The sequence below is a fragment of the Agathobaculum faecis genome (assembly GCF_014287995.1).
Classification (GTDB): Bacteria; Bacillota; Clostridia; order Oscillospirales; family Butyricicoccaceae; genus Agathobaculum; species Agathobaculum ammoniilyticum.
In genome coordinates this window covers 1-18,608 of the sequence record NZ_JACOPL010000010.1, presented here as the reverse complement: position 1 = coordinate 18,608, position 18,608 = coordinate 1, and the positions used below count along the sequence as shown (strand labels likewise).

19 protein-coding genes are annotated in these 18,608 nt (G+C 59.5%); 5 read left to right on the top strand and 14 right to left on the bottom strand.

The features are described from left to right. Position 1: 1 nt before the first annotated feature. The 5 genes from rnhA to proC all read right to left on the bottom strand — a co-directional run bounded on the left by rnhA (position 2) and on the right by proC (position 3,537). Entirely contained in the window at positions 2-439 is a 438-nt protein-coding gene (gene rnhA / locus H8S45_RS11110) for a ribonuclease HI (RefSeq protein ID WP_054328040.1), read from the bottom strand. A gap of 138 nt (positions 440-577) precedes the next feature. Further along, positions 578-1,177 (bottom strand): zinc dependent phospholipase C family protein, encoded by a 600-nt coding sequence (locus H8S45_RS11105; protein WP_054328022.1) that lies wholly within the window; start codon positions 1,175-1,177, stop codon positions 578-580. 201 nt (positions 1,178-1,378) lie between these two features. Next, positions 1,379-2,251: a radical SAM protein gene (locus tag H8S45_RS11100; protein WP_147574259.1), complete on the bottom strand. Its 873-nt coding sequence runs from the start codon at positions 2,249-2,251 to the stop codon at positions 1,379-1,381. 62 nt (positions 2,252-2,313) lie between these two features. After that, entirely contained in the window at positions 2,314-2,643 is a 330-nt protein-coding gene (locus tag H8S45_RS11095) for a hypothetical protein (protein ID WP_054328024.1), read from the bottom strand. Between the two features lie 84 nt (positions 2,644-2,727). Then, positions 2,728-3,537, bottom strand: a complete 810-nt coding sequence (gene proC / locus H8S45_RS11090; protein WP_107631299.1) for a pyrroline-5-carboxylate reductase — start codon at positions 3,535-3,537, stop codon at positions 2,728-2,730. A gap of 136 nt (positions 3,538-3,673) precedes the next feature. Here proC and H8S45_RS11085 point away from each other — a divergent pair, with 136 nt between their 5' ends. Both H8S45_RS11085 and H8S45_RS11080 read left to right on the top strand, forming a co-directional pair. Beyond that, positions 3,674-4,567 (top strand): FUSC family protein, encoded by an 894-nt coding sequence (locus H8S45_RS11085; RefSeq protein ID WP_159068127.1) that lies wholly within the window; start codon positions 3,674-3,676, stop codon positions 4,565-4,567. Between the two features lie 72 nt (positions 4,568-4,639). Beyond that, entirely contained in the window at positions 4,640-6,013 is a 1,374-nt protein-coding gene (locus H8S45_RS11080; RefSeq protein WP_107631301.1) for a sodium-dependent transporter, read from the top strand. A gap of 46 nt (positions 6,014-6,059) precedes the next feature. Here H8S45_RS11080 and H8S45_RS11075 read toward each other — a convergent pair whose 3' ends face one another. From H8S45_RS11075 to H8S45_RS11040, 8 genes are all read right to left on the bottom strand, one after another. Beyond that, a complete protein-coding gene (locus H8S45_RS11075; RefSeq protein ID WP_054328028.1) occupies positions 6,060-6,698 on the bottom strand; it encodes a CatA-like O-acetyltransferase in 639 nt (212 codons plus the stop codon). Positions 6,699-6,813: 115 nt separating this feature from the next. Further along, on the bottom strand, positions 6,814-7,923 hold the full coding sequence (nagA, locus tag H8S45_RS11070; RefSeq protein WP_054328029.1) for an N-acetylglucosamine-6-phosphate deacetylase: 1,110 nt from the start codon (positions 7,921-7,923) through the stop codon (positions 6,814-6,816). An 18-nt stretch (positions 7,924-7,941) separates the two neighbouring features. Continuing rightward, entirely contained in the window at positions 7,942-8,679 is a 738-nt protein-coding gene (gene nagB, locus H8S45_RS11065) for a glucosamine-6-phosphate deaminase (protein WP_107631303.1), read from the bottom strand. Positions 8,680-8,932: 253 nt separating this feature from the next. Beyond that, a complete protein-coding gene (nagE, locus tag H8S45_RS11060) occupies positions 8,933-10,444 on the bottom strand; it encodes an N-acetylglucosamine-specific PTS transporter subunit IIBC (RefSeq protein WP_054328030.1) in 1,512 nt (503 codons plus the stop codon). A 128-nt stretch (positions 10,445-10,572) separates the two neighbouring features. Then, positions 10,573-10,830: an HPr family phosphocarrier protein gene (locus H8S45_RS11055; protein WP_054328031.1), complete on the bottom strand. Its 258-nt coding sequence runs from the start codon at positions 10,828-10,830 to the stop codon at positions 10,573-10,575. Between the two features lie 52 nt (positions 10,831-10,882). Continuing rightward, positions 10,883-11,377: a PTS sugar transporter subunit IIA gene (locus tag H8S45_RS11050; RefSeq protein ID WP_054328032.1), complete on the bottom strand. Its 495-nt coding sequence runs from the start codon at positions 11,375-11,377 to the stop codon at positions 10,883-10,885. A gap of 328 nt (positions 11,378-11,705) precedes the next feature. Then, the gene (gene licT, locus H8S45_RS11045; RefSeq protein WP_054328033.1) at positions 11,706-12,545 is read right to left on the bottom strand and encodes a BglG family transcription antiterminator LicT; all 840 of its coding nucleotides are present in this window, start codon (positions 12,543-12,545) and stop codon (positions 11,706-11,708) included. A gap of 10 nt (positions 12,546-12,555) precedes the next feature. Beyond that, on the bottom strand, positions 12,556-13,311 hold the full coding sequence (locus H8S45_RS11040) for a copper homeostasis protein CutC (protein WP_054328034.1): 756 nt from the start codon (positions 13,309-13,311) through the stop codon (positions 12,556-12,558). Between the two features lie 214 nt (positions 13,312-13,525). On the opposite strand from H8S45_RS11040, the gene trkA reads away from it, so the two are divergent. Together trkA and H8S45_RS11030 are read left to right on the top strand one after the other, a co-directional pair. After that, positions 13,526-14,899, top strand: a complete 1,374-nt coding sequence (gene trkA / locus H8S45_RS11035; protein WP_054328035.1) for a Trk system potassium transporter TrkA — start codon at positions 13,526-13,528, stop codon at positions 14,897-14,899. Next, on the top strand, positions 14,896-16,341 hold the full coding sequence (locus H8S45_RS11030; protein WP_054328036.1) for a TrkH family potassium uptake protein: 1,446 nt from the start codon (positions 14,896-14,898) through the stop codon (positions 16,339-16,341). The genes trkA and H8S45_RS11030 overlap by 4 nt, the downstream gene beginning before the upstream one ends. A 68-nt stretch (positions 16,342-16,409) precedes the next feature. On the opposite strand, the gene H8S45_RS11025 is transcribed toward H8S45_RS11030, so the two are convergent. Beyond that, on the bottom strand, positions 16,410-18,137 hold the full coding sequence (locus H8S45_RS11025) for a phospho-sugar mutase (protein WP_107631305.1): 1,728 nt from the start codon (positions 18,135-18,137) through the stop codon (positions 16,410-16,412). A 277-nt stretch (positions 18,138-18,414) separates the two neighbouring features. On the opposite strand from H8S45_RS11025, the gene H8S45_RS16040 reads away from it, so the two are divergent. Further along, positions 18,415-18,608 (top strand): hypothetical protein (locus H8S45_RS16040; protein ID WP_207724494.1); only part of this gene is annotated, 194 nt, incomplete at its 3' end.

The following is an 18,608-nucleotide window of genomic DNA, read 5'->3' as shown; positions in this document are numbered from 1 at the left end:
ATCACTTGTATTTCTGGTACTGACTTACCGCCAGCTCGTCGCAGCGGTTGTTATAGGGGTTATCCGCGTGTCCTTTCACCCAATGGAACCGGACCTCATGCTTTTCGAGAAGAGCGAGCAGCCGTCCCCACAGCTCCGGATTTTTGGCCGGTTTTTTATCTCCCTTGATCCACCCTTTCGAGCGCCAGCTTTTCGCCCAGCCCTTTGTGATGCCATCTACCACATATTTGCTGTCCGAGTACAGGTCGACCGAGCAGGGCTCGGAAAGCGCTTCCAGCGCGGTGATCACGCCGAGCAGCTCCATGCGGTTGTTGGTAGTCGATGGCTCGGAGCCGGACAGCTCCTTCTCATGCGCCCCGTACCGCAAAATGGCACCCCAGCCGCCCGGCCCTGGATTGCCGGAGCAGGCCCCGTCCGTATAAATCGTCACGTTTTTCATAGTATCTCCCATTGTTTTTTCTTTATTATAGCACGGACCGCCGGAAAAAAGAAGTGCGACCGACGCACGCCGCAAAAACAAGCGCCGTCCGGCTCTCCGGACGGCGCTTGCCGCAACAGCGTGTAAAAAGTGTCTGTATCAGGCGATGACCGTTGCGGGTACATCCACCTGCTCGTAAACGATGCTGATGATCGAAAGCACAACCATTGCGGTTGCCCGGCAGATATGTATCAGGTCGTCGTCAATCCCATGATGGCGGCCGGCCGCGCGGTATTCGTCATGCATGGCGCCGATGCGGTTGATCAAAGCGTCCACCGAGGCCGGCGGGATAATCGGGCTTGCCCACTGCTCGAATTTCGCTTCGGTCATCCGGCGGCGGATCACGAGCGCAACGCGCTTTTCGTATACATAATGCGCCAGCAGGTTGCGGTCGTAGATATCGTCGTTATGCGGATAGGTGAAAAAATCGGTCATAAAGTGGCATATCTCGCCCAGATCAATCGAAAGCTCATGTCCATTCACCGGACCGATGGTGTATTTTTCGGTAAACGCGCGGATTTTTTCCATCACCTCGTCCATCATGATCGACGGGTTATGGCGCTTGGTCAGGTAGGTCCCTGTCAAATCCGGCTTCAGGTTTCCATAAACGAAGCCGCTCTGGTCAAAGGTAACGCCGCAGGTCTGCTCGACATAATCGAGCAGCAGGTGTGCAACACGAATGTGGGATACGGAATCCATTAGCAATCCTCCAGCCGGAATACGCTTTTCTTAACAAGTTCTTAACAGCACGGCCGCTCAACAGCCTTTCATTTCCCCAAATCATCAATAGTATAGCACATCTCCGCGCCGTTGTCTCGTTTTTTTCTAAATTGTAACGAAATCAACATCTTAATTTCGCGTTTTTCTCTGTTTTTCACAATACAGGCAAAATTATTTTAGCTATCTCGCACGAAATGCTTCGTTGCGGAATTGCACCTCGCCCGCCAATGCCTGCCGCAGGCGTTGACACATCGCCTCCCGATCGCGGTTGAGCGTACCGGCAAGGTTGACATAATTGGAGGCGTGGTTGGCGCGGAACACGCTGCCCTCGGCGTCGATATGCTCCAGAAGCGTGAGCGTCTCCCGCGCGATCTCGACCGGCTGCATCAGATAAAACCGCCCTGCCCGCCAATCCCGCATCAGGGGCGTTTCCAGCTCAAACAGCAGGGTCAGCAGGCCGATATACTCCGGCTTCATGCGCGACAGGGCCAGCGCGGTCCCGATCGCGTGCTCCTCGCTCAGCTCCAGCGAGCCAAGGCCCGCGATGCAGGTGACCGACAACTTCATGCCCGCCTTTTTCACCATCAGGCCCGCGCGCACGATATCGTCCACCGTTTCTCCCTTATTGACGCGGCGCAGCACCTCGTCCGAGCCGGATTCCAGCCCCATATAGACCATTTCCAGGCCAAGCCCGTGCAGCTGGTCCAGCTCCTCCTGCGTTTTGACCAGGATGGACGCGGGCGAGCCGTAGCTTGTCACCCGCTCGCACTCGGGAAACAGGCGGCGGATATACCGCAGGAGCTCGGCCATATGCTCCGCACGGCACATCAGCGCGTCGCCATCCGCAAGGAAAATGCGGTCCACGCGGCGGTACATGCGCCGCGCCTCATCGAAATCCGCTTTCACATCCTCCAGCCGCCGCACGCGGAAGCGCTTTTCCTTATACATATCGCAAAACGTGCATTGATTATGGCTGCAGCCGACCGTCGCCTGTATGATCAGACTATATGCCTCTGACGGCGGGCGGAACACACGTCCCTCGTATTCGATCACGTCCCTCGCTCCTTTCTCCCGGCAATAAGGAACGGGCGGAGGGTGGCTCCGCCCGCTTTGCCTTATTCCTCGTCTTCTTCGGCCTGATCTTCCTCCGCTGGCTCCTCCGGCTCGGCAGCCGCAGGCGCTTCCGCTTCCTCCGGCACCTCTTCGTCGAACGTGTCCTGATAGGAGGCGTCCGCCGCCGCGCACTCCTCCGCGCAGGCGCAGGAGGCGCAGTCGGATTCAGCGCGCATCATTTCCTCCAGCTCGTCCATTGCCTTGAGCTCCGCCTCATGATAAACTTCTTCCTCGCGCTTTTTCTGAAGCAGAACGAGCGCCGCCGTCGCGCCGGCCGCACAGGCCAGACTGGTCAGCAGCAGCCCGGTTTTTACTTTCGTCGATTTTTTCACGGTATCCACTTCCTCTCAAAGTGATGCGGAATATTTGTCTTTACTTTACCATATGGTCTACCTAAAGTCAATGGCGAAGGGTGGCTATTTGCCCAGTTCGTATGCGCGGGCAATGCAGTTATCGCACGCTTCCGCCAAAATATCGTACAGACCGCGCGATTCGAGCACCTTCATCGCCTCGACCGTGGTGCCGCCGGGCGAGCAGACCGCGCCAATCAGCTCGGCGGGCGTCCGGTCCCCCCGCAGCAGCATTTTGGCGGAGCCGATCATGGTCTGGCAGAACATCCGGAGCGCGTCCGCCTCCGGCACGCCGTGCTGTACGGCGCTGCGCACCATCGCGTCCGCGAAGGCGTAAATATAGGCGGGCGCCGAGCCTGCATAAGGAATGACCTCGTTGAGCATGCTTTCCTCATCGAACACCGCGGTCGCGCCCATGGTATCGAACAGGGCGCGCACGGCGTCAAGCTGCTCCTGTGTCGCGGCCGCGTTTTTCACAAGCTGCGCCGCCCCCTCGCCCAGCATGAGCGGCGTGTTCGGCATCACGCGGACAACCGGCGTATCCGCGCCGAGCGCGCGCTCGATCTTCGCAAACGTTATGCCCGCCGCGATCGAAACCACCAGCGGCTTTTCACACCGGCACCCTGACAGGACCGGCAGGATCTCATCAAAATTCTGCGGCTTGACCCCCAGCACGACCGTATCACACGCCGTATACACTTCGGTATAATCCCCCGTGACCGCAAAGCCCTTTTCCCTGTTTTTCTCGCGTTTTTCCGCGCTGCGGTTGAACAAAAGCGCCTGCGCGGGCGGGAACAACCCCGCGCGCACCGCGCCCTCCACGATTGCGGTACCCATGTTGCCCGCGCCCAGCACACCGAAACGGTAGGTTTTCATCCGAACACACTCCTTATTTTATGGCTGCCTGTAGGATTTATTATAGCACAGCGCGCTTTTGTGTGCAAACGCCTTGTGAAACGGTCTGTTTCATGGTACAATACTTTTATTATTCTATTCCGGAGGCGACGCCATCGTGGGACATTTGCTGCCGCATATCGGGCTACGGACGGTCAAGACCGGCCTGGCGGTTGCGCTGGCCCTGTTTTTTGCCGATCTGCGCTCCTCGCCCGCGGCGATCTTCGCAGCCATTGGCGCAATCGTCGCCATGAACCGCACGGTGGGCGACGCGTTCCAGTCCTGCCGCACACAGTTTTTCGGCATCCTGTTGGGCGCGGGCTTCGGCGCGGTGTTTGTCAACCTGTTCGAGGGGTTCCGCTATATCGGCGTCGGGTTGGGGTTGATCGCCCTGATCCTGCTCTGTGTGGAGCTCAAGCTGCAGTTTGCGGTGCCGCTGGCGTGCATCGTGTTCGTGTCCATCTGCCTGTCCCCGGCGGACGAAGCCTTTTTTTACGGCGCCAACCGCCTGCTGGACACCTCGATCGGCTTGGCCACCGCCCTTGTGGTCAACATTGCGCTCAAGCCGTACAACAACCGCGCGCGTATCACGGAGCAGTTCACCCATTTCCTGCAGTCCGTACCCGCTTATGTGGAGGCGCGTGTCATCTGCGGGCGGTATCCGGACCTTTCCCCGCTCAGCCGCCAGCTGGGGCGCATCGCGGAGGAGCTTTCCATCTTTGAAAAGCAGAACGTGTTCCGCTTGCCGGACCACCGCACGCAGGCGGTCTATCTGCGCGGCTGCGAGCAGCTCGCCAACGCCCTGCTGCAGGAGCTGACCGCGCTGTGCGCCATGGATGAAAAGGGTCGCCTGTCTCCGGAAAACGCGGAAAAGCTGTCCGCGCTCGGCCTGCATGTGCCGGATACGCTGCCCGCGCCGCCGCAAAGCGACGCGGATGTGGTGGGCAATTACCACCTGTCCGGCCTGCTTCAGGCCTACCACTACCTGAGCGAATTCAACCTCATGGAATGAGCCGTCCCAGGGTCGGGCATCCGGCATGGGGCAACAGAGAAAGAAATGTAGTAAGGGAGTTTAAAACAACACATGGAAAAGAAAAAGAGAAGCAGTTTTTCCAGCCGCATCGGCTTTGTGCTCGCCGCGGCCGGCTCGGCGGTGGGGCTGGGCAACATCTGGCGCTTCCCCTATCTTGCGGCAAAGTATGGCGGCGGCATCTTTCTGCTGGTCTACCTAATCCTGGCGGTCACGTTCGGCTTTGCGCTGATGATCACCGAAATCGCGATCGGCCGCCGCACCGGCCTGTCCTGCATCGGCGCGTACAAGGCGCTGGACAAGCGGTTCTCCGGCCTCGGCTGGCTCGCCTCGCTCGTGCCGGTTATCATCACGCCGTACTACTGCGTCATCGGCGGCTGGGTCATCAAGTATTTTGCCGATTATCTGTCCGGAAGCGGCAGCCTGCTGGCTGAAAGCGCCTACTTTGACCGCTTTATCGGCTTTGCCGGCGAGGGGCTGTTCGCCACCCCGCTGCCCTGGTTCCTCCTTTATGTGCTGCTGACCGCGGTGGTCGTGCTGCTCGGCGTGGAGAAGGGCATTGAGAAGGTGTCCAAGTTCATGATGCCCGTGCTGGTCATCCTGTCTATCATCGTGGCTGTGTTCTCGCTGACCATGGAGGGCGCACTGGAAGGCCTCAAGTTCTATATCGTACCGGATTTCAGCAACTTTTCCGGCAAAACCGTGCTGGCGGCCATGGGGCAGATGTTCTATTCCATGTCGCTGGCCATGGGCATTATGATTACCTACGGCTCCTATATGCCGAAAGAGTCCAACTTAGAGCGCTCGGTCGGCCAGATCGAGATCTTCGACACCGCGATCGCCTTTATCGCGGGTCTGATGATCGTACCGGCGGTGGTGGCGTTCAACGGCGGCGACCCATCCGGCATCAACGCCGGCCCCGGCCTGATGTTCGGAACGCTGCCGCAGGTATTTGAACGCATGTGGATGGGCCATCTGATTGGCGGCGTGTTCTTTCTGCTGGTGCTGTTCGCGGCGCTGACCTCGTCCATTTCCCTGATGGAGACCGTCGTCTCCATCGTGTGCGACAAGCTGCACTGGAAGCGCCGGCCGGCCACGGTCGCCGTGACCCTGTTCGTACTGCTGCTCGGCCTGCCCTCCTGCCTGGGGTACGGCCCGCTGGCTTCGGTCCAGATCCTCGGCATGGCGTTCCTCGACTTTTTCGACTTTATCTCCAACTCGGTACTCATGCCGATCGTGGCGTTCTTCACCTGCCTGCTGGTCGGCTGGGTGGTCGGCACCAAAACCGTGTCCGACGAGGTGGAAAAGAACTTCCCGTTCCACCGCAAGCGCCTGTTTGAGATCATGGTCCGCTGGGTCGCCCCTATCCTGGTGGTCTGCATCCTGGTTGGGCAGCTGCTCGATGTGACGGGCATCATGAAGCTGTAAAGCAAAAAACCAGGCTTCCTGCTAATGCAGGAAGCCTGGTTTTTTGCTATCCCAGCCACTCCGCCGGACAGCGCAGCAGCTCTTCCAAGTAACAAAAGAACAAATGACAGTGATACCCGTCCGCCGCCGCGTGATGGATCTGCAGCGTAAACGGCAGTACGGTTTCGCCGCCGGACGCGGTCAGCCTGCCCCATACAATGAACGGGCGCAGGAAGATGCGGTCGTCTTTCATCCGGAAAGAAACCTCAGTATAGGAAAACCACGGCACGCAGGAAAGCAGCACGGTGTTTTCCCGCGGCGCCGTACGCAGCCCTTGCATATGGAAACGCCGGATATCCTGCACCATCGCGGCATAAAAATCAGGGAATCGGTGCGTATATGCCGTACACAGGCTGTCCATCCGCCCCGTCTCCTCGGACAGCACGGTGTATTCCGGATGCACGGTGTCAAAGCGTCCCAGCCGCCCCGCGCTGTCATAGCCGAGCCGGAACTCTGGCCGGCTGTTCACGGCCGCCGCCACCGCCCAGGTAAACGCCGGAAAAAAGCGCAGGCCGCTTTCCTTTGTGTACCGGCGGAACGCGGTGACGCAAAGCTCCCGCGTCAGGCTGTAAACGCAGCCCGCCTGCATGAAATGCGTAAAGGTATCCCGCTGCTCCCAGCCTTGCAGGTCGATTGGATGGAACATATTTCCGCCCCCTTTTCCCCCATTATAGCACAGCCGCGCCCCCTGCGGCAAAAAAAGCAGGCCGGACCTGTAGGGTCCGGCCCGCTTCGGCAGGGAGGTGATATTGTCTGTTTTGTCAGATCAGCTGGCCGCGCAGGAGCAGTGTGTGGACGTTCAACTCGTCGTCCAGCAGCAAAACATTCGCGAGCTTGCCCGGCTCGAGCGAGCCATAATCGTGCTGCACGCCGATCGCGCGGGCCGGATTGGTCGAGGCAGAACGGATGGCCTGCCCCAGTGGTATGCCCATTTTGACCGCGCTGCGCACACAGTCGAGCAGGTTGGTGGCCGAGCCGGCGATCGTACCGTCATGCAGCGTCGCGCGGTTGCCGCGCACGGTGACCGCCTGCCCACCGAGCGAGTACTCGCCGTCCTCCAGGCCGGTGGCCATCATGCTGTCCGAAATCAGCATAACGCGGTTCCAGAACATTTTGAACGTCGCGCGCACCACGGCCGGATGGATATGCACCCCGTCCGCGATCAGCTCGACCGCGACCTCGTCGTTATCGGCCGCGGCGCCGATAACGCCGGGCGCGCGGTGCGACAGGGGCGGCATTGCGTTATACAGGTGAGTGACCTGCCGCGCGCCGCGGCGAAACGCCTCGCACGCGGTATCGTAATCCGCCTCGGTGTGGGCGATGGACAGGCGCACCTCGCCCGCCAGCGCCTCGATGGTTTCCATCGCGCCCGGCAGCTCGGGCGCGAGGTCGCACAGCTTGAACAGCCCGTTCGCCTTTTTCTGCAGGCGGCGGAACATATCCGCGTCCGGCGCGTGCAGGTAGGCCGCGTTCTGGGCGCCCTTTTTGGCCTCCGAAATGAACGGCCCCTCCATATTGATGCCCACTAAAGCGGCGTTCCTGCTCTCCGTGCGGTAGCTCGCGGCAGCCTCCGCGATCACGGAAAGCTTATCCTCCGGATAGGTCATGGTCGCCGGACAGATAGCTGCGACGCCGTTCTGCGCCTGGTATCTGGCGATCGCGGAGATCGCCTCATGCGTCCCGTCGCAGAAGTCATAGCCCACGCAGCCGTGGAAATGCAGGTCCACCAGACCCGGCACCGCGTACAGACCGCCCATATCGACCGCCTCCGCCGTTGGCTCGGCGGCGGATATCCGGTCGCCCGAAATGGTCAGGCTGCCCGTGCGGAACGAGCCGTCCGGCTGGTATACCTTCAGATTTTTAAACTCCATACTTTCCCTTCTTTTCCTTTACAGCAGATCCCCGCACTTGGACAGCGCCGCTTCGTCCGCAACCACGGATACGTCGGTGTGGAGCTGCAGGATAGTCGCCGGCACGCGCGGCGTAACCGGCCCAAAAAACGCCTGGCGCACGATATCCGCCTTATTCTCTCCGGAAACGACGATCACTATACGGCGCGCGAGCATGATGGTCTGCACGCCCATGGTATACGCCTGACGCGGCACATCGTCCGCGGAGGCGAAAAAGCGCTTGTTTGCCTCGATGGTGGACTCGGTCAGGTCGACGCAGTGCGTACCCTTGGAAAAGAACTCATCCGGCTCGTTAAAGCCGATATGTCCGTTCAGGCCCATGCCCAGCAGCTGCAGGTCGATCCCGCCGGCCGCTCGGATCGCCGCGTCGTAACGCGCGCACTCGCGCTCCGCATCGAGCTGAGCGCCATCCGGCAGGTTGATGCGCTCCGCCGGCACATTGATGGCGTCGAAAAAGTTTTTGTGCATAAAATAGTGGTAACTCTGGTCATGATCCGCGGTCAGGCCGCGGTATTCGTCCAGATTGAACGTGGTACAGGCGCCGAAATCCACGTCGCCCTTATTATACCACTTGATCAACTGCTCGTAAATTCCAATCGGGGAAGAGCCGGTCGCCAGGCCGAGTACCGAATCCGGCTTGAGGATGACCTGCGCCGAAATAATGTTGGCCGCCTTACGGCTCATATCGTTATAGTCCTTTGCGCGAATGATTTTCATATCCAGCACCTCTCCAACAAATAATAGATTATTTTATTATATCACAGCGGCGCGTTCCCATTAAGCGGTGCGCCGCCGGTCGCTGGGCTGATTTCACGGCCGCAGCACAGGGACAGGCACTGCCCGCCCGCAGAACGAATGCACACTGCCCATCCCTGCACGGGATGGCCCTGCCTGCGCTTGGAAAGCAGGGAGGCGGGCTGTCCGCCCGCCTCCCCGTTGCGCGGAGCGCAAATCCATGGGTTTTCTGTTTTTACAGCATCTTGTGCATCTCGTCGGCTACGAATTGCACCTTGGTACCCACAATGACCTGTACCGAGGTCTTGGACGGACGCATGACGCCCGCCACCCCCGCGGATTTGATCTTCTTTTCATCCACCAGCGTGTAGTCCTTGATTTCAACGCGCAGGCGGGTGATGCAGTTATCCAGCGAGGTGATGTTGTCCTTGCCGCCGAGTCCCTCCAGCACGGTGGCAGCGATGGCGGTAAAGTCATTGTTCGCCAGGGTCGCGCCCGCGTCCTGCGCGGCGGTATCGTCGTCGTCATCCTCACGGCCCGGGGTCTTGAGGTTGAACTTGCTGATTGCGATGCGGAACACGATATAGAACACAACGAACGCCGCGATGCCCAGCGGGATAATCAGCAGGGTCTTGGCCGCCGCCGGCAGAGAAGCGGAGAATACCAGGTCGGTCAGGCCCGCGGAGAACGAGAAGCCCGCGCGGAAGCCGAGCGCCACGGTGACGAACGCGAAAATGCCGTACAGCAGCGCATAAACAACGTACAGGGCGGGAGCCAGGAACATGAACGCGAACTCAAACGGCTCGGTAACGCCGCAGATGAACGCACAGAGCGCTGCGGAGCCGACCAGACCGATCGCGATCTTCTTCTTGTTACTCTTGGCGCAGTGAACCATTGCCAGGGCCGCGCCCGGGATACCGAACATCATGCAGGGGAAGAAGCCGGACATATACATGCCGAGGCTCCAGGTGATCGGCGCATTGGTCAGGCTCATATCGCCGGTGACCTTGCCGGCCCAGAAGTTCTGCAGGTCGCCCAGGCCGATGGTATCGAACCAGAACACGTTGTTGAGCGCGTGGTGCAGGCCGGTGGGAATAAGAAGGCGGTTAAAGAATGCGTACAGGCCAGCGCCAACTGCATCCAGGCTGACGATCGCCTCGCCCAAGGCAACCAGTGCGCCGAATACGATCGGCCATACGAACAGCAGGATTGCCGCAACCACAATGGATACGACAGCGGTTACAATAGCGACGCAGCGCTTGCCCGAGAAGAACGACAGCCAATCAGGCAGTTTGGTATCCTTGAACCGGTTATAGCAGGCCGCGCCAAGCAGGCCGGCAATGATGCCGATGAACGGGTTCTCAATCTTGCCGAACGCCAGCATCGCATCCTCGTTGTTCGCGATCGACGGCATGATGACCGTAACGACCGCGGTGTTCAGCAGCTTGGTGATCATCAGCCAGGATACCAGACCGGCAAGACCCGCCGTACCGTCCTTATCCTTGGCCATACCGACCGCAACGCCGATGGCGAACAGCCAGTGCATGTTGTCAATGAGCGCGCCGCCCGCCTTAATCAGGAAGAAGCCGATCGTGTATGCCGCGCCGCTGGCGACATAACCATTGACCTCGCCCGCCATGGCAGCGGGAGCGAGCGCGTAGCCAATCCCCATCAGGATGCCGCAGATCGGTAGGCACGATACCGGCAGCATCAGGGCTTTGCCCAGTCTCTGCAAATACTTTAACATAGGATTTTCCCCTCCTCATTTCTTTCAGGCCTTTCTTTATCCGGCCCTATGTAGTGCCGCGCGCCTTACCGAGCCGAACGGCAAGGCGCGCATTATTCCACTGCCCCTCGGGGCAAAATGAAAACCTCTTACAGGTTTGCCTTGAGGAACGCCTCGATCGCTTCCGCGGCCGCATCCTCGTCCGGCCCCTCGATCGTGACCTTGAGCGGATCCCCCTTCTTGGCGCCCATGCTCATCACACCCATAATGCGCTTTGCGTCAACCTCTTTCTTCGGGGAGGCAACCATGATTTTGGACTGGAACTTCGCAGCCTCTTTCACCAGCATGCCGGCCGGACGCGCGTGGATGCCGAGCTCGTCGGTAATCGTGTATTCAATGGTTTTCATAGGGATGACTTCCTTTCCTGAATAATATTTGAATTTTTGAGGGTAAACTGGTTTATTTTGCCTGCAGCGTCAGCAGCACGTCTCCGGCCGCGACCGGTCCAGTCTTTTCCGTCTTTACAGCGGCGAATCGGTCCGTGTTGCAGATAATGACAGGCGTGACCGTTTCATAGCCCGCGGCCTTGACCGCCTCGGGGTCGAATTCGATCAGCAGATCGCCTTTTTTGACCCTGTCGCCCGCCTTGCAGCACGCCTTGTAGTGCTGGCCGTTGAGCTGGACCGTGTCAATGCCGACGTGGATCAGCACCTCGGCCCCGTCCGCCGTGGTCATGCTCACCGCATGGCCGGTGTCGAACATCACGTCGATCGTGCCGTCCGCGGGCGCCGTTACGCGGCCTTCGGCCGGCAGGATGGCCGCGCCCTGCCCGAGGATGCCCTGCGCAAACGTCGGGTCAGGTACCTCCTCCAGTGGGACGACCGTTCCCGCCATCGGCGCGGCGATCGAGATGCCGGCGGAACCGCCGAACAATCCCTTGAGTTTCCCAAACATACAATCACACCCTTTTTCGACGAGTATGTCCTCCTGATGCAAAAAGTATCCAAAAACGAAAAAGAACCAAATTTCGCCGCAGTAACACAGTCTTACCTAAAAGACAAACTACGAGAAATTTGGTTTTGCCCGCCGGAGCGGTAACAATCCAATCATTCAGAGGACATTGTTTACTTGTTGAGTGTATTGTAACAAATTGTTCACAATTTTGCAAGCCCGATTTGCACGGCAAACTATCCGAAAATGTCATCCTTTTTTTGTGAGTTCATACCAATAAAATCGGTTTCACCAACAAAAAAGGAGGCCTTTCTTTGGCCTCCCGCTTGCTTTAGCCAGCATTTTTATCCATCACGCGCGCGATATGTATGGTGAGGTAAAGCAGCTCGTTCTGTCCGGAGGCGAAGCCCTTTTCCCGCTTGACGTAGGCGCACACCTTTTGCGCGCAGGCAAACGCGCGGGGGTATTTATACCGCACGACGCCGAGCAGGTCCGCGTCCTCATCCCCGTACTGCTGGCCGCTCACGATGCGCCGCGCGAAAAACTTCAGGTGCGTCACAAAGCGGTAATAGTCGATCGAATCGCAGTCCGGCTCAAAGCCGTAAGCGCTCCGCACGATGCGGAACACCTCCTGCATGAGATAGGTCATATCGTACACGTCGCGGATCTCGCCGCCCACCTGCGCGTTGACAAAGTGCATGGCGATAAAGCCCGCCTCGTCCTCGGTGAATTCTACGCCCGTTTCCTCACGGACGATCTCATTGGCCTTGCTGCCCACCTGGTATTCATCCTTGTAGAACTGCCGGATATCCCACAGCAGGGGATTGGGCAGGCGGATGCCCTCCTTATACCGGTGGATAGCGGCCGAGATATGGTCGGGCAGGGTGACATAAATACTGTCCGACAGCTCTTTCCCCAGCGCGATCTTGGCATGGTTGATAATGCGCTCGCTCATCAGGAAGTGCGGAAGCGGGATGCTGGTGATGAGCTGCTGAAACCGGTCTGAAAGCTGGTCCGAGTGCAGCGTGAAGCGTTTTTCCACCTGCGCGGCCGGCGCCTCGTCCCCCGCGCGCCGGCCAAAGCCCAGCCCGCGCCCCATCAGCACGGTTTCCGCGCCGTTTTCGTCCAGCGCCACAACCACGTTATTGTTCAGTACCTTTTCAATCCGCATGGCTTTCCCCCTATTCTGCGCCGCAAAGCGCGTCCAACGCGCATCGCGCGGCGCGGACAGCCGCCTCATCGCACCGCCAGACCTCGAATTCGCTGATGCCGGGCAGCCCCATCGGCACCCCCTCGCGCCGGTAGGTCATGCGGCTGTTTTCCGTCCGCTTGGCGGACAGGTGGAACGCGTCCGCCCCTGTCATCGGCTGCAGCGCGCGGATCACGTCCGCGTTCACGCCCGCGCCGACCAGGATCTGCGGCCGGCCGCCGCTCCTCCCGACCAGCTCGCGCAGCAGCGCCGCGCCCTCGGTGCAGCTTGCCTGCCGGCCGGAAGTCAGGATGGTGTCCACGCCCAGACGCCGCGCTGCCGCGAGCGCCTCAAACGGGTCGCGGCACACGTCGAACGCGCGGTGCAGCGTGATCCCGCAGCCGCCCGCCAGCGCGATCAGCTCCGCCATACGCGGCTCGTCCAGCGTTCCGTCCGCCCGCAGCACGCCGATCACGACCCCATCCGCCCCCAGCGCGGCAAAGCGCCTGACCTGCCGCCGCAGCAGCTCGAACTCCTCCTCCGAATACAGGAAATCCCCGAACCGCGGCCGCAGCAGCACGCGGATCGGGATATCCACCCGCCTGCGCACCATGCGGAATAGGTCCTCATCCGGCGAGGTGCCGCCGATCACCAGGTTCGCGCACAGCTCGAGCCGCATCGCGCCGCCGCGCGCCGCGCTGACCGCAGATTCGACCGAATCCACGCATACCTCCAGCACCCGTGCCATGTCCCATCCCTCCCTTTATCAGGGCGCTTCCCGCCCGATTGCGCCGCGCCCCGTCCGGCGCAGCTATTTGCTTTCAGTATACCATGCGCCGCAGCCGCGGTCAACGCCGCCGCGGCGCGCAATATCTTCGGAAAGATATTGTCTTTTTGCCGGTAAAACGGTATAATCGCTATGGGCATTAAGAAAATATTAAGATTCGTATCGGAGGCGCATTATGCGTATCATTATTGTAGGCTGTGGCAAGGTCGGCTCAGCTTTGGCCGAGCACCTTTCCAGCGAGGGGCATGACCTGACGCTCATCGACCTGTCCGAGCGACGGCTGGAGGACCTGACCACCTCGCTTGACGTGGCCTCAGTCAAAGGCAGCGGCACCAGCTACCATGTGCTGCAAAGCGCCGGCATCGAGGACTGCGACCTGTTGATCGCCGTAACCGCACATGACGAGATCAACCTGCTCTCCTGCCTGATCGCGCGCAAGGCATCGGGCTGCCATACCATCGCGCGCGTGCGCGATCCGGAATATGTTTCCGAGGTCGGCTTTATCCGCGATGAACTTGGCCTGTCCATGGTCATCAATCCGGAGTTATCCACGGCGCGGGTCGTTTCCCGCCTGATCCGTTTCCCCTCCGCAATCGGCGTGAGCACGTTTGCCAAGGGGCGTATCGAGCTGCTGGACATCCGCCTCCCGTCCGGCTCCCGTCTGGCGGGCATGCCGGTCTGCGAGATCAACGTCTCGCTGCATACCCATGTGCTGCTGTGCATGGTTCGGCGGGCGGGTACCACCTTTATCCCCAAGGGCGACTTTATCCTGCAGGCGGGCGACGATATCACGATCATTATTCCCCCAAACGAGCAGGTCTATTTCTTTGAAAAGATCGGCGTGCCGCACAGCCATATCGGCTCGGCCATGCTGGTGGGTGGCGGAAAAATATCGTTTTTCCTGGCCGGCATACTGCTCAACTCGGGCATTTCGGTCAAGATCATCGAAAACCGGCTCGACCGCTGCGAGATGCTGTCCGAGCTGCTGCCCGGCGCGACCATCATCCACGGCGACGGCACCGACCGCGACCTGCTCGACGAGGAGGGGCTGGCCACCTGCGGCGCCTTTATCGCCCTGACCGGCATGGACGAGGAAAACATCCTGCTCGCGCTGCATGCGGGCCGCCATTCCAAGGCCAAGCTGTTCACTAAGATCAACCGCGTCAATTTCGAGGAGGTCATCGAAAGCCTGCCCATCGGCGCCATCATCCGCCCTAAGCAGACGACCGCCGACCTCATCAGCCAGTACACCCGCGCGATGCAGAATTCCATGGGCTCCAATGTGGAAACGCTGCACGAGCTGCGCGGCGCGGAGGCGCTCGAATTCCGCGTAGCCGCGCACGACCTGACCGGCGTGCCGCTGCAGGACATGCCCATCCGGCCGGACGTGCTGCTGTGCTGCATCAACCGCCGCGGCAAGCGGATCATCCCGCGCGGCCAGGACATACTGCAGGAGGGGGACACAGTCATCGTCGTTTCCACCCGCGAGGGCATGAACGACCTGCAGGATATCTTTCTGCCCCGTGAAACGGAGGAACAGAGGCCATGAATCACGCTATGGTGTGCTACCTGGTCGGCTGGATGTTGAGTGTGGAGGGCGGCATCCTGCTGCTGCCCATGCTGACAGCAGTTATCTACCAGGAACCGATCGCGTTCGCCTATTTGGCCGTGTCCGCGCTCTGTCTGGTCTTTTCTTGCCTGTTTACCCGCTGCAAGCCCAAGAACACCCGCTTTTACGCGCGGGAGGGCTTTGTCACCGTATCGCTGTGCTGGATCGTACTCGCGCTGACCGGCGCGCTCCCGTTCTGGCTCAGCGGCGAGATCCCCTCCTATGTGGACGCGCTTTTTGAAAGCATCTCCGGCTTCACCACAACCGGCGCGACCATCCTTGGCGATGTGGAGGCGCTGTCGCACGCCTCGCTTCTTTGGCGCAGCCTGACCCACTGGGTCGGCGGCATGGGCGTGCTTGTGTTCATGCTGGCCGTGCTCCCGCTCGCAGGCGGGCAGACGATCTACCTGATGCGAGCGGAAAGCCCCGGTCCGTCGGTAAACAAGCTGTCGCCCCACCTGCGCGACACCGCGTTCATCCTGTACGCGATCTACCTGGGTATGACCGTTCTGGAAATCGTGCTGCTGCTGCTCGGCGGCATGCCGCTGTTCGATGCCGTCAATACTGCTCTGGCAACGGCCGGCACGGGCGGCTTCGGCATCTGGAACAACTCCATGGCGCATTACAGCGGCTATTACCTGCAGGCCGTGGTCACGCTGTTTATGATCCTGTTCGGCGTAAATTTCAACATCTATTTCCTGATCCTGACGCGCCGCTGGAAGCAGGCGCTCCGGATCGAGGAGCTGCGCGTTTACCTTGGCGTAATTGCCGCCTCCGCCCTGCTGATCGCGTGCAACGTCCGTCATCTGTTCGGCGGCTTTTTTGACAGCCTGCACCACGCGCTGTTCCAGGTCGCCTCCATCATCACGACCACCGGCTTCGCCACGGTGGACTTCAACCAGTGGCCCGCGTTCAGCAAGTGCATCCTGGTGCTGCTCATGTTCATCGGCGCCTGCGCCGGCTCCACCGGCGGCGGCATCAAATGCTCGCGTGTCCTGCTGATGTGCAAAAGCATCAAAAAGGAGATGCAGTTCCTGATCCATCCGCGCTCGGTGCGCGTCAATAAGATGGACGGCCGGCGCGTGCAGCATGAGGTTATGCGCTCGGTCAATGTATTCCTGATCGCCTATCTGATCATTTTTATCCTGTCCACTCTCGCGCTGTGCCTTTCCAGCCAAGACCTTGTCACAAATTTTACCGCGGTCGCGGCCACGCTCAACAACGTCGGCCCTGGCCTGGAGCTGGTCGGTCCGTCTTCCAATTTCGGCTTTTTCGACCCGCTCAGCAAGATCGTGCTGATGTTCAACATGCTGGCGGGACGCTTGGAGCTGTTCCCCATGCTGCTGCTGTTCGCGCCGGATACCTGGCGCAGAAACCGCTGACGCGGCGCCGTACAAACGCGAAAAACCCCCGAAGCCTACTTCGGGGGTTTTTCAGCGGATCCCGCTGTTCAGCGGACGATCTCCTTTGCCGCAGCGGAGAGTGCCTCCACCTTTTCGGCGGCCGCCGCCTTGCTGTCGCCCTTGGCCATGATATAGACCTTGACCTTAGGTTCGGTGCCGGACGGACGGATGATAAATGTCGTTCCGCCCTCCAGTTCGTAATACATGACGTTCTGGCCTTTCAGCTCCATCTGCTCCGCGCTGCCGTCCGCCATGCGGGTGCGGATGCCGGACATATAATCGCGGGTGTACTCCACCTGATGCGTGCCGATCCTGCCGAGCGGCTTTTCGCGCAACTCTGCCATCAGTTCTTTCATGCGCGTCAAGCCGGAAACGCCGGGCATGGTGATGGAAACCGTCTTTTCGCAGTAATAGCCGTATTTTTCGTACATTTCCTCCATCGCGTCGTACAGGGTCTTGCCCTGCGTGCGGTAATAGGCCGCCATCTCCGCGATCAGCATGGAGGCGGTCACGGCGTCCTTGTCGCGCGCGTAGTCGCCCGCGAGATAGCCGTAGGACTCCTCAAACGCAAAGAGGTACTTGTGCGAGCCGGTCTTTTCAAACTGCTTGATCTTTTCGGCCAGGAATTTGAAGCCCGTGAACGTATCAAAGCACGCCACGCCGTTCTTTTCCGCCGCTGCGCGTGCCATCTCAGTCGTCACGATCGACTTGAGCACCGCCGGATGCGCGGGCATGGTGTTCGTCAGCTTGCGGGCGGTGATGATGTAATCGATCAGCAGCACGCCCACCTGGTTGCCCGAAAGGGTGACATAATCGCCGGTCTTGTCCTTGAGCACAATGCCGGTGCGGTCGGCGTCCGGATCCGTGCCGATAATGAGGTCGACATCGTTCCGCCGCGCCAGCTCGATCGCCAGGTTGAAGCCTTCCTTGTATTCCGGATTGGGGTTTTTAACCGTCGGGAAGTCCCCGTCGATCTTCATCTGCTCCGGCTCGCAGATGATATGCTTATAGCCCAGCCGGCGCAGGATCTCCGGCACCAGGCGGTAGCCCGCGCCGTGGAACGGGGTGTAGACCAGCTTAAACTCATCCGCGACCTGCTTTACACAGTCCGGATTGACTGCGACCTTGAGCACCTCGTTGAGATATGCCTCGTCCGTTTCCCTGCCCAGAATGCGGATCATGCCGCTTTCCACAAATGCGCCGTAGTCGCCCGTGCGCACGCCGCTGAAAATATCGGTCGCCGCCATTTCCTTGGCGACCACGTCGGCCTCCGCGGGGGGCAGCTGCGCGCCATCCTCCCAATACACCTTATAACCGTTGTATTCCTTAGGATTGTGGGATGCGGTGATATTGATGCCCGCGATGCAGCCGTAATGGCGGATCGCAAAAGAAAGCTCTGGGGTCGGACGAAGCTCGTCGAACAGCAGGGTCTTGATGCCGCTCGCCGCAAGGATGCAGGCCGACTGTTTGGCAAATTCAGGCGAAAAATGGCGGCTGTCGTACGCGATCGCAACACCGCGGTCCATGGCGGCTTTTCCGTTGGATACGATCAGGTTGGCCAAGCCCTGAGCGGCCTGTCCCACGGTAAAACGGTTCATGCGGTTGAGGCCTACGCCAAGCACGCCGCGCAGGCCGGCTGTTCCAAAGGACAGCGGGGCAAAAAAGCGGCTTTCGATCTCTTCCTTATTTTCCTGAACGGACTGAAGCTCCGCGCGCTCGTTCTCAGTAAGCGCCGGATTCTCCAGCCAACGTTTGTATTCTGCAATATAGTCCATTGGTATCACCTCATCCTGTAATTTGGCCAAAGCCACTATATAAATTATACAATATCTATCTGTCAATGCAAGGGCTTTTGTGCGAATTCGTGAAAAGCACCTGATACTCCGGCACTTATATACAAATATAAATATGCATTTTTGTGTATATTGTTTCATTGCAGTAAGGTTTTACAAACAAAACAAAAATCAGGGAAAAATTTATTTGGCATCTATGGTTATTCATTGCCTTTCCTGCATATAAGGAAAATATGCTTCAATTTTCCATTTTTATAAAATGTTTATTTTAGAGGGTATTTTTGACCGCATTCCGGCAATTTCCTCTATATTATGTGCAGTATCGCGCCATCAGAAAAAGGTTCTCGCACTGGTACTGGCGTTCGCATGCGCGTTCACCATGTTTGCCGGTGCGGCGTTCACGGACGAGGCGGACATTAAGGCCACCGACGCCGTGAACATGCTGACGGCGCT

What these genes read in the sequence shown, in the direction of transcription:
- rnhA (WP_054328040.1), bottom strand. Translation starts at nt 439, where the DNA reads ATGAAAAACGTGACGATTTATACGGACGGGGCCTGCTCCGGCAATCCA.
- H8S45_RS11105 (WP_054328022.1), bottom strand. Translation starts at nt 1,177, where the DNA reads ATGGATTCCGTATCCCACATTCGTGTTGCACACCTGCTGCTCGATTAT.
- proC (WP_107631299.1), bottom strand. Translation starts at nt 3,537, where the DNA reads ATGAAAACCTACCGTTTCGGTGTGCTGGGCGCGGGCAACATGGGTACC.
- H8S45_RS11080 (WP_107631301.1), top strand. Translation starts at nt 4,640, where the DNA reads ATGGAAAAGAAAAAGAGAAGCAGTTTTTCCAGCCGCATCGGCTTTGTG.
- H8S45_RS11075 (WP_054328028.1), bottom strand. Translation starts at nt 6,698, where the DNA reads ATGTTCCATCCAATCGACCTGCAAGGCTGGGAGCAGCGGGATACCTTT.
- nagA (WP_054328029.1), bottom strand. Translation starts at nt 7,923, where the DNA reads ATGGAGTTTAAAAATCTGAAGGTATACCAGCCGGACGGCTCGTTCCGC.
- nagB (WP_107631303.1), bottom strand. Translation starts at nt 8,679, where the DNA reads ATGAAAATCATTCGCGCAAAGGACTATAACGATATGAGCCGTAAGGCG.
- nagE (WP_054328030.1), bottom strand. Translation starts at nt 10,444, where the DNA reads ATGTTAAAGTATTTGCAGAGACTGGGCAAAGCCCTGATGCTGCCGGTA.
- H8S45_RS11055 (WP_054328031.1), bottom strand. Translation starts at nt 10,830, where the DNA reads ATGAAAACCATTGAATACACGATTACCGACGAGCTCGGCATCCACGCG.
- H8S45_RS11050 (WP_054328032.1), bottom strand. Translation starts at nt 11,377, where the DNA reads ATGTTTGGGAAACTCAAGGGATTGTTCGGCGGTTCCGCCGGCATCTCG.
- licT (WP_054328033.1), bottom strand. Translation starts at nt 12,545, where the DNA reads ATGCGGATTGAAAAGGTACTGAACAATAACGTGGTTGTGGCGCTGGAC.
- H8S45_RS11040 (WP_054328034.1), bottom strand. Translation starts at nt 13,311, where the DNA reads ATGGCACGGGTGCTGGAGGTATGCGTGGATTCGGTCGAATCTGCGGTC.
- trkA (WP_054328035.1), top strand. Translation starts at nt 13,526, where the DNA reads ATGCGTATCATTATTGTAGGCTGTGGCAAGGTCGGCTCAGCTTTGGCC.
- H8S45_RS11030 (WP_054328036.1), top strand. Translation starts at nt 14,896, where the DNA reads ATGAATCACGCTATGGTGTGCTACCTGGTCGGCTGGATGTTGAGTGTG.
- H8S45_RS11025 (WP_107631305.1), bottom strand. Translation starts at nt 18,137, where the DNA reads ATGGACTATATTGCAGAATACAAACGTTGGCTGGAGAATCCGGCGCTT.